Raw genomic sequence first — 17,345 nt, 5'->3', positions numbered from 1 at the left:
ATGGTCAGCCCATGCTAGAGCTCCCAGATTCGGCGACAAGGGCCAAACCGTGGCGGCTCGATTCATGAAGTGTGGTACATCAGCTCGGCATCAAGGTCGGTGACTCAAATAGATCTCCCTACCCCCCGGGTCAAGGCTTTTGAAGTTCCGACGTGTTGAGTTGCTCTCAAGCCTTTGCCTGAGCGCTTGCGCCCTCACCCTCCCTGAGCGGCAAGAAAATACAGGCGGTCAAACCTCCCCCTTCACGATTGCCAAGCACCAGGCTGCCCTTATGGCTGACGGCAATACGCCTGGCGATACTAAGCCCCAGTCCAAAACCGCCAGATTGATCATTGCGTGAGGTATCCGCACGTACGAACGGATCGGTGACTGAATGCAGAACAGATTGCGCTATACCAGGCCCGCGATCATTGACTCGCAACGTCACACCGCTTGACGAGCGCTCGACCTCAATCGTTATTTCCCGGGCATAGGCCTGCGCGTTCACCAGCAAATTCTGCAAGCAACGGTGCAGCAACACGCCGTTTGCGTAGAGCATCCCGCCCCGGCCGCTGACAGGCAATGGCTCGGCGGGTGTCGACAACTCGGTACACAGGTTGCGCAATACGCTGTCGAGATCAATAAACTGGCATGTGTGTTGGTTGGCACTCTGCAGATAGACGAGTACCTGAGTAATCATCTTGTCCATTTGATAAATGTTTTGCTTTAAGCGCTCACGCTGATCGAGATCGCTCAACCGCTCAATGCGTAAACGCATGCGGGTCAAGGGCGTTCGCAGATCGTGGGACATTGCCGCCAGAAAAAAACTCTGGTCATTGACCATCGCGACAATCTGTTTCTGCATGGTGTTAAACATCTGGGCGGCCTGGCGGACTTCCAGAGGCCCTTCAATCGCCAACGGCGTCTGATCAAGGTTATCGCCCAACGCATTCGCGGCGTCACTGAGCCGTTTTAGAGGGCGCAGGCACAGTCGCACAGCCAGCCAGCACATCCCGATGACGCCGATAATGCGCACCACATAGACCCGCAGAATGTAGTCGGCAATTAACGCCCATGCTGACTCGCCGCTCCAGCCCTGCAACTCGTGCCCCTCGATGCTCAACCAATGACCATCGGCCAGGGGCACGGCGAAATCCACATGGGCGGTGGCCGTTTGCAGGCCAAAAAGGCTGCGCCAGACCAGCGGCTGACCGGATGCATCGGTCAGGTCGACCTCTATCATCTCAATCGCTGGCGCGTAACCCAACTCATACGCCAGTGCCTGTTTCAACAGCAAAGCCGTGCGTCGAGCCGCGCGATCATTGCCGGGTTGAGTATCGGGTTTCGTGGCCAGGCACCTGGCCGTGTAATTGGCCGGTGCTGTCTGGGGTTGCCCCGCAATGCAACGGTCTTGGTTAATCAATTGTGCCGTTCGGCTGGCCATCAACCGGACAGGCGCTTCGAGGACTTGCGCATAGCGCACATCGAACCAGATGCTGCTCGACAACAATTGAATAGCCAGCGTGCCGCTGACCAGAATCAGCGTCAGTTGGCCGAACAGGGTTTTGGGCCACAGGCGCATCACCCCCCGCACCAGAGCATCGCGCACCTGGTTAAACCGCCGCTTCAGGGCTGTAGACACTTAGCAGGTAACCTTCATTACGCACGGTCAGTATCTGGACGTGCCCCTCCTTGAAATGCTGGCGCAGACGGCTGATGCACATGTCGATCGAGCGGTCGTCGGGCGAGTATTCTCGTCCCATCGCACTGAGTGTCAATTGATCACGCGACAACACTTGTTCACGGGCCTGGAGCAAATCACGCAACACCCTGAAGTCGGAGCGCGGCAAGGTCAGGGTCTGGCCACCCGGGGTGTGTAACAGGCGCTTTACATAATCGAGGCGATAGCCGACGAAGTCGCGGTGGGTCGTGACCGGGCGATCCGCGATGGGCTCGGCCCGTGCTTGCCGGCGCAGCACCGCCTTGATTCTGGCCACCAGCTCACGGGGCTCGAAAGGCTTGGTCAAATAATCGTCGGCACCAACCTCCAGGCCAATGATGCGATCCAGCGCTGATCCCTTGGCGGAAAGCATGATCACGCTAAGGCCGGGGCGCGATTGAAGCTGGCGACACAGACTCAGGCCGTCTTCTCCCGGCAGCATGACGTCGAGCACGACCAGATCGACAGCCTGGCGCTCCAACTGCGCCCACATCTCAAGGCCATCGGCTGCTGCCAGCACATGGTCGCCGTTCTCACTCAGGTAATCACATAACAACTCGCGAATTTCATCATCGTCATCCACCACCAACAGCGTTTTGGCGGCCACGGGAGGTTTTGACGTGGGTAAAACATGGCGCTCATTACATTCCATTACATACCCACACATATCCGTAATAGTGCCTGGCGGCGTGATACCTAAAATGCTACCAAACATTATCTGCAAATACGAAGTATTACCAATGACAACGCAGGGCATGATGACGGATCTCTCAGCACGACCTTTGATGCTAACCACCCCGGCTCGCCGAAATGCACCCCGCAACCAGGCCGCCCTCATGGCCGCTATCAGCCTCAGCGCCATGGTCGGCTTGGCCAGCCAACCGGCAATAGCGGGGACGATTGAACTGGCCCCCCTGAATGTCGAAGGTACCCAGCCATCAGCCGATGAAAACACCGGCCAACTGGGTTACACCGTCAAGAGCACCACCAGTTCTACGGGCATGAAACTCACCCCGCGCCAAACGCCACAATCGGTCACCACCATCACCCAGGAACAAATGGCAGACCGCCAGATCACCAATATCGAGCAAGCGCTGGACAGCGCACCCGGCGTCACCATGAGCAAGTCAGAAGTGGGCGGACGCACCGAGTACCGCGCACGCGGCTATCCGATTACCAACTGGAAAACCGACGGCCTGCAGTTTCAGGGCGGCTCGGACTTCAGTGGCGCAGGCAGCTCGCTGAACATGGATATGTACGAGCGTATCGACATCGTACGCGGCGCCAATGGCTTGCTGGGCGGCACCGGCGACCCATCGGCCACCGTCAACCTGATCCGCAAACGCCCTGGCTACGAGTTCGGCGGCAGTGCATACGCCACCTATGGCAGTTGGGACAAGCGACGCCTGGGCGCTGACCTGAACCTGCCCTTGTCTGAAGATGGCCGATTGCGCTCTCGCCTGGTCATGACGCAAGAGGACGCCAACTCTTTCCGCGATCAACAGTCCGAGCGTTCGCGGGCCGCGCTGGCCAATGTCGAGTTTGACCTGACGGATGCCACGACCCTCGGTGCCGGCTATCAATATGAGTACTACAAGATCGTGGGCGGCGGCTGGGGCGCGAACATCCCTATCTGGTACGGCGATGGCAGTAAAACAAGCCTGCCGCGCAGCACCAACGTGGTGCCCAGCTGGAGTTTTGGTGAGTACACCACGCGTACAGCGTTCGGCTCGCTGGAGCATCGCTTTGATAATGACTGGACGCTCAACGTCAAAGCGGCGCAAAGCACCACCGATGCGTTGAATCACCGCGGGCTGGCCAAGGTCAACTCCAAAGGTGGCGGCGCATTCGGCGGTTACTGGAACCAGGATGGTAGCGGGGCCATTCTCAATGGCCTGCACAGCTCCACCGACACGACCCAGCAATCGGCACAAGTCGACGTGACCGGACCTTTCAGCCTGTTCGGACGCACCCACCAGGCCATGTTCGGCTACAACGACAGTCGCACCGTCGCCTGGTCACCTCAATATCGTTGCAATATGGTCAGCGATGACCGCACCAGCCCTAGCGCGCTGGGGTGCCAGTTCCGGGCAAACAACGGTTTCCCGATTACCGACTGGCACAACGGGGTCGATAGCGACTACCGGATCAACGCTTACAAAACCGGCCTGCACAGCAAAACCACCACCCGCCTGCAAGGCATGTATGCGGCCACCCGCCTGAGCATTACCGAGCCGTTGTCGGTGATCCTGGGCGCGCGCATCAGCGATTACAGCAGCACCACGGTGTCGACCGCCGGAGTGCGCAGCAATCAACAACAAAACGGTATCGTCACGCCTTACCTGGGGGCGGTGTATGACCTCAACGACACCTACTCGCTGTACGCCAGCTACACCGATATCTTCAGCCCGCAAAGCGAAGAAAACGCCAGCGGCAACAAGCTCGAGCCGATTCGCGGCCAGAGTTATGAAACCGGTATTAAAGGAGAATGGTTTGACGGTCAGGTCAATGCGCAAGCGGCCTACTTCCTGACCCGCCAGGAAAACAAGGCAGTGACCGATGGCGCCAACCTGACGCCCACCGGAGCCCAGGCCTACACGACCGGCACCGGCGTAGAGACAGAAGGTATCGACCTCGAAGTCTCCGGCGCGTTGACGCCCAACTGGAATGTCTACGGTGGCTACACCTATCTGCACTTTCGTCGCCTTAACGCCGACGGCCAAAGTGACCCGTCGCACCTGTTCAAGGCTTCAACCACCTACCGCCTGTCGGGTGCTCTTGATCGCTTGACCGTGGGTACCGGTGTCACCGCGCAAACCAGCATTCGCGCCACCTCTACTCCGGCAGGCATTCCCACAGACGGTGTGAGCCGCGGCCCCACCGATGTGACCTGGGCAGGTTATGCCATCTGGAGCGCAATGGCCAAATACGACCTCACCGAAGATACGGCCGTTACCCTGAACGCCAACAACCTCTTCGACAAAACCTACTACACCCGCTACGGCTTCTACGCTGGCGCCATATACGGTGATCCGCGCAGCCTGTCGTTGACCCTGAGTACTGCATTTTGAGACCTGGCCTGTTCCTTCCCCCAAGGTAAGCCCTGCTTCAACATGCAACTACCGAAGCCCGCCCAATGGCGGGCTTCGTCTGTTTGGCAACGGCCAAAAAAGCCACTGGGGGAACATCACACCGTCATCAAGGTCGGTTACTTAAATGGCTCACTTTGGCCCCACGACGAAGGCTTATAAAATTGCGACATTTTTTGTTGATCTAAGCGCAGTCACGCCCTAAAGTTCGCGCCGAACATCCATGCTGGAAACGATCCATCCGGCTCAAGTACTGACGACGAGACAGCAAGGTCCATTTACCTTATTTGCTTTCGGCGGACATGCCTTGGGAAGTAGGCGAACCAAAGTGGGGATACGGAGGATGTTCAGCTGCACCCATTTATTGATGACGTTTGCCACAGGAGTTCCCCAGCATGTCGATCCAGGTCGAAGACTATTACGCGCGCGACACCTTCAACAAAATGAAGGCGTTCGCTGACACCCAAGAAACACCGTTCGTGGTGATCGATACCGCCATGATCAGCAAGGCTTACGATGACCTGCGCGCAGGCTTCGAATTCGCCAAGGTGTATTACGCGGTGAAGGCCAACCCGGCCGTCGAAATCATTGATCTGCTGCGCGACAAAGGTTCGAGCTTCGATATCGCGTCGATCTATGAGCTGGATAAAGTCATGGACCGCGGCGTCAGCCCGGACCGCATCAGCTACGGCAACACCATCAAGAAATCTAAAGACATACGTTATTTCTACGAGAAAGGCGTGCGTCTGTTTTCCACCGACTCCGAAGCCGACTTGCGCAACATTGCCAAGGCCGCACCGGGCGCCAAGATTTACGTGCGCATCCTTACCGAAGGTTCGACCACCGCTGACTGGCCTCTGTCGCGAAAATTCGGCTGCCAGACCGATATGGCCATGGACCTGCTGATTCTGGCCCGTGACCTGGGCCTGGTGCCTTACGGCATTTCGTTCCACGTAGGTTCGCAGCAACGTGACATTAGCGTGTGGGACGCAGCCATCGCCAAGGTCAAGGTGATCTTCGAGCGTCTGAAAGAAGAAGACGGCATCGTTCTCAAGCTGATCAACATGGGCGGCGGCTTCCCGGCCAACTACATCACCCGTACCAACAGCCTGGAAACCTACGCCGAAGAAATCATTCGTTTCCTGAAAGAAGACTTCGGTGACGACCTGCCAGAAATCATTCTGGAACCGGGCCGTTCGCTGATCGCCAACGCAGGCATCCTGGTCAGTGAAGTGGTTTTGGTCGCACGTAAATCGCGCACCGCCGTCGAGCGTTGGGTGTATACCGATGTGGGCAAATTCTCTGGTCTGATCGAAACCATGGACGAAGCCATCAAGTTCCCGATCTGGACTGAAAAGAAAGGCGAGATGGAAGAAGTGGTCATCGCCGGCCCAACCTGTGACAGCGCCGACATCATGTACGAAAACTACAAATACGGCCTGCCCCTGAACCTGGCCATCGGCGATCGCCTGTACTGGTTGTCGACCGGTGCCTATACCACCAGCTACAGCGCCGTTGAGTTCAATGGCTTCCCGCCGCTGAAATCGTTCTACCTGTAACAACTGGCCCCCCGCGCAAGCGTGCGGGGGGCAGCCCCTATCGGCTGATGTGCCGTAAGAAACGCAGAAAACCCGCCAGCTCTGCCGAGGCTTGCACCATCGAGTGCTCATTTGCATCAATGGCTGCATTGACCCGAGTGGAAAACACGGTCAACCCGTTGGCAATCCGCTTCATGTTGTCGACCCAGTACGCCCGCGCCTCAACCAGCTCTGCGTGACGCCTTATTTTTTCAGCGCGCTCCTTGAGCACGCGCCTGTCTGACTTGTCCCTGGATTTACGCATGCTCAAATCAGCCAGTTTGTCGGTGATTTTGTTGCGTGCTTCAATCAGCGAAAACATCCTGTACCCACTGTCAATAAAACCCAGGTACTGCGTTATACGCTCAATGGCAGCAATCACCACATCCGCCTCGACCTTTCCCACTGCAGCTGTTGTCACAAGTACCTGAATCTGTCCAATACTAGGCAGCAAATCCCTTGCATGATCAAGCCAGGTCCTGGACTGAAGGATCTCCAGAGCCGCGACAACAACCTGTTTGTCCGCACGCAATTGATCTTCTTCCAGTTGCAGCATAATCGCCTGTTGCTCCAGTTCATCCAGCTTGGCCACGTCATACGCCAGCAGCGGATCGGAATAGTGTTCGAGATTCAGTCCCTCGCCTTCGGCAGTACGCAATGCTATTTGCGCTTTGGCCGCCGCAACAGCACTCACCAGGCGCCGGCTTCGCTGAGTGAAAGTTTCATTCAGAATATGGATTGCAGAGGTGCGAGCCTCTGGCGTTAATGGGCCATGAGTGTGAATGGCTGCCCATTGTTCCGCCAGTTCATCAAAACCCGCACTGTCCACCATTACTTCAAGGCTACGCACCTTGTCGACAATACTGCGCGCACCACGACTCAAGCATCTGGCCGCCAGGCTTAAACGCTCCTGCAACGATGGAATAAAATCGTATTCATGACTGACCGCCACAGCATTAAACTTTTTTAGCCCGCTGAAAACACCTGGCATATCAGGGGTTTCATACTCCACTTCATCGACGCCCGCATTCATATTGTGACTTCCTTTTCAAATACGCTTTTCAATAATCTCATTAAATGCATTGGATATTTGCACACTGTAATCCTTAACACGCTTCCACGGATTCAGCAGCTGTGCAAAATCAACTTTAAGTTTGTATAAGCGACCAAAAGAATCCACGTACCCCAATTCATGATCAACTTCATCCAGGTAGTTACTGATATAGCTCCATACTTGCGCCAGACGCTTTGCGCCCTCTTCCGCTCCCAGCATGCGACTGCGCAAGTCGGTAAAACGCTGCTGGGTGGCATCCAGCACCATCGCGAGTTGCTCTTGCTCCTGGCTGCCTTGCCTGGCAATGTCACGCTCGGCAATCAGTTTGTTTTTTCGTGTGCGTATTGCTTCGGCCTTTACCCCGAATATCCCGCCTGTGACAGCCAAGCCGATAGGCCCCAGAAAAATCCCTGAGTGCCCGTACAAAACCTGAGACCTGTAATCCCTTATCAATCGCTCGATTTCGCTGTCCAGCTCTTTGATGCGCGCAGTCAGTGTTTCACGGTCCCTGGAAAGGCCCGCTTTGGCATAGGCATCCAGTTTGGCATTGACTTCATGAGTCAACTCATCGGACAGGACGCGCTCAAACTCGGCCGCCAATGCCCCCACTGCGTAGGCTCTTTTTATATAGGACTCGGTGCTGCTTTTGATCGACTTTACATGTTCGCGCATGATGGTGACTGCCTTGAGCTCTGTAGAGCTAAGCCCATCAGCCAACTGCGCGGTTTCCGCGGCCGTCAGATCGTCCAGCCCACCAGAGAACAGCCGATCGGAATCCAGCCTGTTTATTAATTCAATGATGCCATTGGCATGGGTAATGAAACTGTCCGAGAACCGGTTCAGTTGGCGAGCAAGTTCCTTTGTTTCCCGCTCGAGCGCCGACCAGCTGCCGGCATGCTGCACGACGCGTTGATGAAAAGACTGAATACTGGCGGGTTCTAGCCCCGGAATACTTGTAGTGTCCAGACCAAACCAGGCCACAATCTTGTTGTAGTCCACGGGTAACTTGCGTGACTCACTCACATAGGCTCGAACACTGTGAATATCACTGCGCCGGATAATAAAACCCAATTCTTCCTTTGAAACAGCGGAATCTTTTTCACCGGCCAGCATTTGAATATAATGCGATGGCAAATAGATAGCCGCTTCCAGAGCGCTCATTTTCTCAAGCGATCTGGCCTCCTCAGCACTGTTGCTGAACGCCTTATTATCAACCTGCATATTAATTCCCTTTAAAAAATGATCCTGTTCGAACAGCATCACTTCTCAAAGAGCATCCATCAATAACAGAACTACCCGAGTACCTGTAAGACCGGGACAAAAATAAAAATGAATAATTACCCGAATAAACAGTTATTGGCTAGGACACGCTTGAAAGCCGCGTACGAGCATTAACTTTGACGGTGTAATCACGGTCAGCCGTTGTTGCCCTGCAAGGCATCGATACGCACTTGCCAGGCAGCGCTCAGTGCCCGGATACGGGGTTCCCGAGCCTCTAGCAGGGTGCCCAGGGTGACCCGCAAGAAGTTCAGATTGCCGCCATTCAGGGCACGCTCGAACCAGCGCAACGCGTCATCAATATTGCCGTCTTCGGCCAGTACCGAGGCATGGCTGAACTGGCCACGAAAATCACCGCCGCGTGCCGAGCGCTCGTACCAGAGACAGGCCTCGGCTTTGTCGGCCGGGCAATGCTCGCCTTCTTCGAGGTAACGCCCCAGCAGGTTCATCGACTTGGCATGGCCCGCCTGTGCCGCCACCCGGTACAGCTGGTACGCCGCGTTCTGGTCTTGGGTTACGCCGCGACCGGTAGCGAGCAAGTTGGCGTAGTTGTAGAGCGCCCAATCCAGTCCAGCTTCAGCGGCTTGTCGATATTCCAGGCTTGCCAGGGTGCAGTCGACGGGCCCGCCCCAACCATGCTCCCAGCAGCGACCCAGCATGTTGCGGGCCATCAAGTGGCCGGCATTGGCCGCAATCTGAAACCAGCGCTTGGCCAGCACCGGGTCGCGCTCGATGCCCTGGCCGTCGAGCAGGATCTGCCCCAGCAACGCCTGACCATCGACGATGCCCTCTTTGGCCGCCATCAAAATGGCCTGGGCCGCTTTGGCCGGGTTCTCGCTCAACATGGCGCTCAGCTGGTCACCATTGAGTACTTCTTCGCGGCGTAATTGAAAGCTCATGAATTACACCTCGGCCCAGCGACGCAACAGGTTGTGATAAGTGCCGGTGAGCTGGATCAGCGAAGGATGATCAGGAACGTCACGGGTCAGTTGCTGGATCGCGCCGTCCATTTCAAACAGCAACGTGCGCTGACTGTCCTCGCGTACCAGGCTCTGAGTCCAGAAGAACGACGCAAAACGTGCCCCACGGGTAACGGCATTGACCTTGTGCAAACTGGTACCGGGGTACAAGACCATATCGCCAGCAGGCAGTTTGACCTGCTGCACACCATAGGTGTCCTGAATCACCAGTTCGCCGCCGTCGTACTCCTCGGGGTCACTGAAAAACAGGGTCGCCGACAGATCAGTACGCACCCGTTCAGGGCTGCCCTTGGGCTGGCGCACGGCATTGTCGATATGGAAGTCGAAACTGCCGCCCCCGGTGTAGCAGTTCACCAACGGCGGGAAGACCTTGTGTGGCAGGGCCGCCGACATATACAGCGGATTTTTCCACAGCCTGTCTACCATCGCCGCGCCGATCTCCTTGGCGAGGGGATGGTCTTCGGGCAGTTGCAGATTGTGCTTGGCCTTGGCCGATTGAAAGCCGGCGGTGATTTTACCGTCAGCCCATTGCGTCTGCTGCAGCGCCTCACGGATGCGCTGCACCTCTTCACGGGAGAACAAGCCGGGGATATGCAGCAACATGACGCAATACCTGATAGCAAAGGGATGGCAATGGTATTGATTCTTATTGTCTGTGTAAAACTTTGTTAAGAGACCTGTAGACGAACGAGTGTGAAAAAACCGTAAAGGCAATTTGTAAAGAATGTAAATTCAGCGCAAATAGTAATGCCTCTCAATTGATAGTCAGAATTGTTTGCCATATATTTCGCGGCTCAAATTCTGGGGGAAGGGATCTTCAAATGTCGCGCCAACAAATAAAAATACCCGTCAGCTCACCGCGTTTACTGGCTTCGGCCATCGGTGTCGCGATTACCGCGACCTCGGCAGGCCATATGGTTCAGGCTGCCGAGAGCACTGACAGCAAGGCACAGGGCAGCAGTATTTCCCTTGGCGCGACCACAGTTACCGGTGAACAGACCGAGCAGTCTTATCAAACCGAAAAAGCCAGCTCCCAAAAATACACAGCGCCCCTGGTAGATACCCCGCGCTCTGTCACCGTGATCCCACAGCAAGTGCTGCAGGACACCGCAGCCACTTCGCTGCAGGATGCATTGCGCACCGTACCGGGCATCACCTTCGGCGCAGGCGAAGGCGGCAACCCACAGGGCGACCGTCCATTTATCCGTGGTTTTGACGCACAATCCGATATGTACCTGGACGGCGTGCGCGATGCTGGCGGCCAGACCCGGGAAATCTTCGACATCGAATCGATCGAAGTCAGCAAAGGCCCGAACTCCACCTTTGGTGGTCGTGGCTCGGCTGGCGGCAGCCTGAACATGGTGAGCAAGACCGCCAAGGCGGGTGACTTCCTCAACGGCGGCTTCACCTATGGCTCCGACCAGACCCGCCGCTACACCCTGGATGTAAACCGCCAGTTCCTGGACACCGCAGCGTTCCGCCTGAACCTGATGAGCCACGAGCAGAATGTCGCTGGCCGTGAGTCGGTCAACTACGACCGCTGGGGCGTAGCGCCATCGCTGACCTTCGGCCTGGGCACTGAAAACCGCCTGAACGTCAGCTATTACCACCTGGAAAGCAACGACCTGCCGGACTCGGGCATTCCATACGGCTACAGCAACAGCTCCAAGACCGCTGTTCACGCCCACGACAAACCGGACGATGGCGGCGACAGCAAAAACTTCTACGGCTTGAAAGACCGTGACTTCCGCAAGACCCGCGTGGACATCAGCACCATCTCGTTCGAGCATGACTTCAACGATGCGATGACCCTGAAAAACACCTTCCGTCACGGCAACACCGGCCAGGACTACATTCTCACCCAGCCGGACGACAGCCAGCACAACGTCAACCAGTACGGTACCGTATGGCGTCGCGCCAACACCCGGGTTTCGACCACTGAAACCACTACCAACCAGACCGATCTGTTCGGCAACTTCCAGGTCATGGGTTTCAAGAACAACTACTCCACAGGTGTTGAATTCACTCGTGAAGAGACTCGGGCCAGCGGTTACACCGTGACCCCGAACAGCAACCCCAACTGTACACCGGATAAAGTCGGTAACAGCGGCGGCCAGTGCACCTCGCTGTCCAACCCGAACCCGAACGATGTGTGGACCGGTACTGAAGCGCGTAACTACTACGGCACCAACACCGTGGGTGTGACCAAAGCTGCCTACGTATTCGACACCATCGAGCTTGATCCGAAGTGGCTGTTGAACGCCGGCCTGCGTTACGACGCATTCAGCACCACCGCCAATACCAATGCGGCGAGCGGTCGTACCAAGGCCTCAAACGACAGCCATTTCTTCAACTGGCAGACCGGCCTGGTCTGGAAGCCACTGGATAACGGCAGCGTTTACCTGTCCTACGCGACCTCGGCTACACCGCCAGGCGGCGTGGTGGGTGAAGGCGTTGAAGGCAACGGCCTGGTTGCCCCAGGCAGCACCATCACCAGCGACCTGAAGCCGGAAGAAACCGTCAACTACGAACTGGGCACCAAGTGGGACGTGTTCCACGATCGTCTGTCGCTGACAGCAGCCATCTTCCGTACCGAGAAGAAAAACACTCGCGTCCTGACTGACTCGTTCACCTACGAAAACGCCGGTGAATCCCGCGTTGACGGTCTGGAACTGTCGGCCAGCGGTAAAATCACTGACAAATGGCAAGTGTTTGCAGGCTACAGCTACCTGAAAAGCGAGCTGGTTGATCCAGGCCAGAAAGCCAACCGTAACGGCACTATCAATACCGCAGCGGTTTCGGACAAAGGCAACGAAATGCCGAACACCCCGAAAAACAGCTTCAGCCTGTGGACAACCTATGAAGTGATGCCAAAGCTGACCATCGGCGGCGGCGCGTTCTATGTTGACGAAGTCTACGGCGACACGGCCAACACCGTTTACGTGCCGGCTTACACTCGCTACGACGCAATGGCCAGCTACAAGCTGACCAAAAACATCGACCTGCAACTGAACGTACAAAACCTGACCGACAAGACCTACTACGACAAAGCCTACGCTGCGCATTTCGCCAGCCAGGCAGCGGGCCGTACTGCCCTGTTGACCACCAGCTTCCACTTCTAACTCGAAGTTGAGCTGAACCAGGCCCCGTCCATTCAATGGTCGGGGCTTTTGTGTGTAAAAAGACGTACACGGCATACTGCGCCGTGATGAATTCAATTGAGCAAGCAAGGCGGTCGTTGTGTTTAAGAAAACACTGTTTCAGCTGCACTGGTTTTTCGGCATAACCGCCGGGCTGGTTCTGGCCCTGATGGGGATAACCGGTGCCACGGTGTCGTTTCAGGACGAGCTGCTGAACTTGCTCAACCCTTCAGTGCTCAAGGTCGAGAAACTCGACAGCGGCGTGCTGCCACCGGCCGAGCTGGTGCGCAGGGTCGAGGCCACCGAGGGCAAGCAAGTCGCCATGCTCTGGGTGGGCGTGGACAGCGGCACCGCTGCACGCATCTTCTTCACCCCGCCACCGGGCGAGCGTCGTGGCCAGTTGCGTTATGTTGACCCCTATACCGGTACCTATCAGGGCGAGGCCAACGGCCAGGGCTTTTTCGACCTGATGCTGCAATTGCACCGTTTCCTGGCCATGGGCCAGAGCGGTCGCCAGATCACCGGTGCCTGCACCCTGATGCTGGTGTTCTTCTGCCTCTCGGGCCTGTACCTGCGCTGGCCGCGCCAGGCGCTTAACTGGCGCACCTGGCTGACCCTGGACTGGGCGAAAAAAGGTCGCAGCTTCAACTGGGATCTGCACGCCGTGGCGGGCACCTGGTGCATGGTCTTTTATCTGCTGGCCGCACTGACCGGCTTGTCGTGGTCCTATGAGTGGTACAACCAGGGCCTGCAAAAACTCCTGTCCGATGCCCCGAGCGGCGAGCAGCGCCAGGGCGGCGGTCGCGGCCCCCGTGGTCAGGGCGGGCCAGCCGGGCCAGCTCCGGTCGCCGATTACGATGCCATTTGGGCCAGCATCCAGAAAACCGCCGGGCCTGAGTTGAGCATGTACAACGTGCGTATGCCGCCAGTGGCCGGCCAGCCTGCCACGGTGTTCTACCTGTTGAACACCTCACCCCATGAGCGCGCGTTCAACCAGATTGTGCTCGACCCGGCCACCGGTGCCGTCAAAAAAGTCGATCGTTATGACGACAAGTCCTACAAGGCACAATTGCTGACCAGCATTTACGCGCTGCACACAGGCAGTTACTGGGGCATTACTGGGCGCGTGCTGGTGACCGTAGCCAGCCTGACCATGCCGCTGTTCTTTATTACCGGCTGGTTGCTGTATCTGGACCGTCGACGTAAAAAGCGTCAGATCAAGCAGGCACGCCAGGGTTTTGCCGCTACGAGCAGCGATACGCCGTCCTGGCTGATCGGTTTTGCCAGCCAGAGCGGCTTTGCCGAGCAACTGGCCTGGCAGACCGCCGGGCAATTGCAAGCCGCCGGATTGCCGGTACGGGTGCAGCCCTTGGCCGCCCTGAGCGAAAACGATTTACAACAGGCCAGCAACGCGCTGTTTGTGGTGAGCACCTTTGGCGATGGCGAAGCGCCTGATAGCGCGCGGGGCTTTGAACGCAAGATCCTCGGCCAGCCTTTGGGACTGAACCGCCTCAAGTACTCGGTGCTGGCACTGGGCGATCGTCAGTACCCGCACTTTTGCGGTTTTGCCACGCGGATCCAGCACTGGCTGAGCGAGCGCGGTGCCCAAGCGTTGTTCAGCCCGGTGCAGGTGGACAGCGGCGATGCCGAGGCCCTGCATCAATGGCAACAGCAGCTTAGCCAACTGACCGGAGGCACGCCGAATGCCAACTGGCAGGCGCCTGGTTACAACAACTGGCCCCTGACTGAGCGCAAGCTGCTCAACCCCGGCAGCAGTGGCTCGGGGGTGTACCTGTTGGGGCTCAGCGCGCCTGACACCAACAGCCTGTGGCAGGCCGGTGATCTGGTGGAAGTGATGCCGCGGCAATCGAGCTGGGCGGTTGAGCACTTCCTGGAGGGGCTGGGCCTGTCGGCTGACACTCCGGTGCAACTCGATGGCCTGCAGGAAACTTTGGCTCAGGCCCTGGCTGGCCGACAACTGCCGGAAAATCGCGGCCATCTTGTGGGCATGCACGCCCAGGCACTGGTGGACGCACTGATCCCGTTGAACATGCGCGAATACTCCATTGCCTCGATCCCGCAGGACGGTCTGCTGGAGTTGATCGTACGTCAGGAGCGGCATGCTGATGGCAGCCTGGGCATCGGTTCGGGCTGGCTTACCGAACATGCCGCAGTCGGCTCGGCGATCAGCCTGCGCGTGCGCCGCAACAGCGGTTTTCATTTGCCGGCCGAACCGGTGCCAATGATTCTCCTCGGCAATGGTACCGGCCTGGCAGGGCTGCGCAGCTTGCTCAAGGCTCTGATTGCCCAGAGCCAGCAGCGCAACTGGCTGTTCTTTGGCGAGCGTAATGCCGAGCACGACTTCTATTGCCGCGATGAGCTGCAGGGCTGGTTGGCCAGTGGCGATCTGGCGCGGCTGGATCTGGCGTTTTCACGGGATCAGGCGCAGAAAGTGTATGTGCAGGACCGCTTGCGCGAATCTGCCGAGCAGGTACGCCAATGGCTGGACCAAGGCGCGGCGATTTATATCTGTGGCAGTTTGCAGGGAATGGCGGCGGGTGTGGATCAAGCGCTGATCGACATGCTGGGGGCATCGCCACGGTTTGCCTGACAGACCCCAGTGCCTGCATCGCAGGCGAACCAGCTCCTACTGGATTTGCGGTGACATTGTGGGAGCGGGCTTGCTCGCGATGGCATCGCCACGGTTTGCCTGACAGACCCCAGTGCCTGCATCGCAGGCGAACCAGCTCCCACTGGATTTGCGGTGACATTGTGGGAGCGGGGATTGATTTATGCTTTGGCCGTCTCCAGCGCCATTTCAACCGGCTCCGGACGCTTGATCACCGCGTACACCACCGCCGTCACCAAGCTGCCCGCCACGATCGCCAACAAGTACAGCAGCGCATGGTTGATCGCGTTTGGAATCAGCAATACAAACAAGCCACCGTGCGGTGCCATCAGTTTGCAACCGAAGTACATCGACAATGCCCCCGTCAACGCGCCCCCCACGATGCTCGCCGGAATCACCCGCAGCGGGTCCTTGGCAGCAAATGGAATGGCACCTTCGGAAATAAAGCACAGCCCCAGCACCAGCGCCGCCTTGCCCGCCTCACGCTCAGTCTGGGCGAACTTGCGGCGCGCCAGGAACGTAGCAATACCCAAGCCAATCGGCGGCACCATGCCAGCAGCCATTGTGGCAGCCATCGGTGCATAACTTTGCGAAGCCAGCAGCCCCACCGAAAACGCATAGGCGGCTTTATTGATCGGCCCGCCCAGGTCTACGCACATCATCCCGCCCAGCAATACGCCCAGCAGGATGGCGTTGGTGGTGCCCATGCTGTCGAGGAAGTGGGTCAGGCCTTCAAGCATTCCGGCAACCGGCTTGCCCACCACGTAAATCATCACCAGGCCGGTAAACAGGCTGGCGAACAACGGGATGATCAAAATCGGTTTCAGCGCCTCAAGGCTCTGCGGCAAGCGCGCATAACGGTTGATCGCCTTGGCACAGTAACCGGCGATGAAACCGGCAATAATCCCACCGATAAAGCCCGCACCCAGGGTACTCGCCAGCAAGCCGCCGATCATCCCCGGCGCCAGGCCCGGGCGGTCGGCAATCGAGTAGGCGATATAACCCGCCAACAACGGCACCATCAGTTTGAAGGCGGCGTCACCACCGATCTGCATCAGCGCCGCCGCCAGCGTGCCGGGCTCTTTATAAGCTTCAATGCCAAATACGAAAGACAGCGCGATCAGCAGCCCCCCTGCCACCACCATCGGCAGCATAAAGGACACGCCCGTCAGCAGGTGCTTGTAGACCCCGGCCTTCTCCTGCTTGACAGGCGCCCCGCCCGCAGCGGCGGCACTCTCCTGCTTGCCTTCGCTCAACGCCTTGTTCAGGGTGGCTTCGGCTTGCTTGAGGGCGATGCCTGTGCCGCAACGGTAGATTTTCTTGCCGGCAAAACGCTCGGTCGGCACTTCGATATCCGCCGCCAGCAACACCACATCGGCGTCGCGAATGGCTTCGGCGCTCAACGGGTTGCGCGCGCCTACCGAACCCTGGGTCTCGACTTGCAAGTCGTAGCCCAAACGCTTGGCCGCTTGCTGCAAGGCTTCGGCTGCCATAAAGGTATGGGCCACGCCTGTCGGGCAGGCGGTGATGGCGACGATTTTTGGAGCTTTCTGCGCGTTTTCAACTGCAGCTGTTGGCACAGGTGCAACGTAGACCTCGGCCTCCTCCACGCCACGCTGCAACACCGCCTCTACATCTTGCAGGGCCTGGGCAGGCGTGCTCTGGAACACACGCTTGCCGATAAAACGCTGCATATCCAGCGGCGTACTGCTGACCAGCAACACCCACTCGGCTTCATCGATGGTCGCCGCCGATAACTGACGTTCAGGGTGCTTGGGGTCGTGGACTTCAACGCTGGTGCTCCAGCCCTTACGCTGAGCCGCCGCATCAAGCAAACGGGCGCACAGCACGCTGGTCACCATGCCGTTGGGGCAGCCCGTCACAATGGCTAATTTCATG

General features: G+C 57.8%; 11 protein-coding genes. 4 read left to right on the top strand and 7 right to left on the bottom strand.

The genetic code is table 11. The features are described from left to right. Nucleotides 1–166: 166 nt before the first annotated feature. Together FHL07_RS03295 and FHL07_RS03290 are read right to left on the bottom strand one after the other, a co-directional pair. Nucleotides 167–1,573, bottom strand: a complete 1,407-nt coding sequence (locus tag FHL07_RS03295; protein WP_178084368.1) for an ATP-binding protein — start codon at nt 1,571–1,573, stop codon at nt 167–169. Between the two features lie 19 nt (nt 1,574–1,592). Then, nucleotides 1,593–2,351, bottom strand: a complete 759-nt coding sequence (locus tag FHL07_RS03290; RefSeq protein WP_095001591.1) for a response regulator — start codon at nt 2,349–2,351, stop codon at nt 1,593–1,595. A gap of 184 nt (nt 2,352–2,535) precedes the next feature. Between FHL07_RS03290 and FHL07_RS03285 the strand changes: the two genes are divergently transcribed. Then, the gene (locus tag FHL07_RS03285; protein ID WP_138738111.1) at nt 2,536–4,770 is read left to right on the top strand and encodes a TonB-dependent siderophore receptor; all 2,235 of its coding nucleotides are present in this window, start codon (nt 2,536–2,538) and stop codon (nt 4,768–4,770) included. Between the two features lie 413 nt (nt 4,771–5,183). Next, nucleotides 5,184–6,347, top strand: a complete 1,164-nt coding sequence (locus FHL07_RS03280; RefSeq protein ID WP_095001593.1) for a type III PLP-dependent enzyme — start codon at nt 5,184–5,186, stop codon at nt 6,345–6,347. Between the two features lie 37 nt (nt 6,348–6,384). Here the strand turns inward: FHL07_RS03280 and FHL07_RS03275 are convergent, their stop codons facing one another. The 4 genes from FHL07_RS03275 to FHL07_RS03260 form a co-directional block, all read right to left on the bottom strand. After that, a complete protein-coding gene (locus tag FHL07_RS03275; protein WP_138738110.1) occupies nt 6,385–7,398 on the bottom strand; it encodes an alpha-xenorhabdolysin family binary toxin subunit B in 1,014 nt (337 codons plus the stop codon). Between the two features lie 15 nt (nt 7,399–7,413). After that, entirely contained in the window at nt 7,414–8,679 is a 1,266-nt protein-coding gene (locus FHL07_RS03270) for an alpha-xenorhabdolysin family binary toxin subunit A (protein ID WP_238705498.1), read from the bottom strand. Between the two features lie 155 nt (nt 8,680–8,834). Beyond that, complete coding sequence (locus FHL07_RS03265; RefSeq protein ID WP_095018272.1) at nt 8,835–9,596, bottom strand: tetratricopeptide repeat protein; 762 nt, start codon at nt 9,594–9,596, stop codon at nt 8,835–8,837. A gap of 3 nt (nt 9,597–9,599) precedes the next feature. Continuing rightward, nucleotides 9,600–10,280, bottom strand: coding sequence for a Fe2+-dependent dioxygenase (locus tag FHL07_RS03260; RefSeq protein WP_095001596.1), 681 nt, complete (start codon nt 10,278–10,280; stop codon nt 9,600–9,602). A 218-nt stretch (nt 10,281–10,498) separates the two neighbouring features. On the opposite strand from FHL07_RS03260, the gene FHL07_RS03255 reads away from it, so the two are divergent. Continuing rightward, nucleotides 10,499–12,799 carry a TonB-dependent receptor gene (locus FHL07_RS03255; RefSeq protein ID WP_095001597.1) on the top strand — a complete coding sequence of 767 codons (2,301 nt, stop codon included), beginning with the start codon at nt 10,499–10,501 and terminating at the stop codon, nt 12,797–12,799. A gap of 118 nt (nt 12,800–12,917) precedes the next feature. Next, nucleotides 12,918–15,428, top strand: a complete 2,511-nt coding sequence (locus FHL07_RS03250) for a sulfite reductase flavoprotein subunit alpha (protein ID WP_138738109.1) — start codon at nt 12,918–12,920, stop codon at nt 15,426–15,428. 179 nt (nt 15,429–15,607) lie between these two features. On the opposite strand, the gene FHL07_RS03245 is transcribed toward FHL07_RS03250, so the two are convergent. After that, nucleotides 15,608–17,344 carry a PTS fructose-like transporter subunit IIB gene (locus FHL07_RS03245; RefSeq protein ID WP_138738108.1) on the bottom strand — a complete coding sequence of 579 codons (1,737 nt, stop codon included), beginning with the start codon at nt 17,342–17,344 and terminating at the stop codon, nt 15,608–15,610. Nucleotide 17,345: the final 1 nt, after the last annotated feature.

The sequence above is a fragment of the Pseudomonas sp. FSL W7-0098 genome, assembly GCF_005930585.1.
Lineage (GTDB): Bacteria > Pseudomonadota > Gammaproteobacteria > Pseudomonadales > Pseudomonadaceae > Aquipseudomonas > Aquipseudomonas bubulae.
This window is presented reverse-complemented; position numbering and strand designations above follow the sequence as displayed.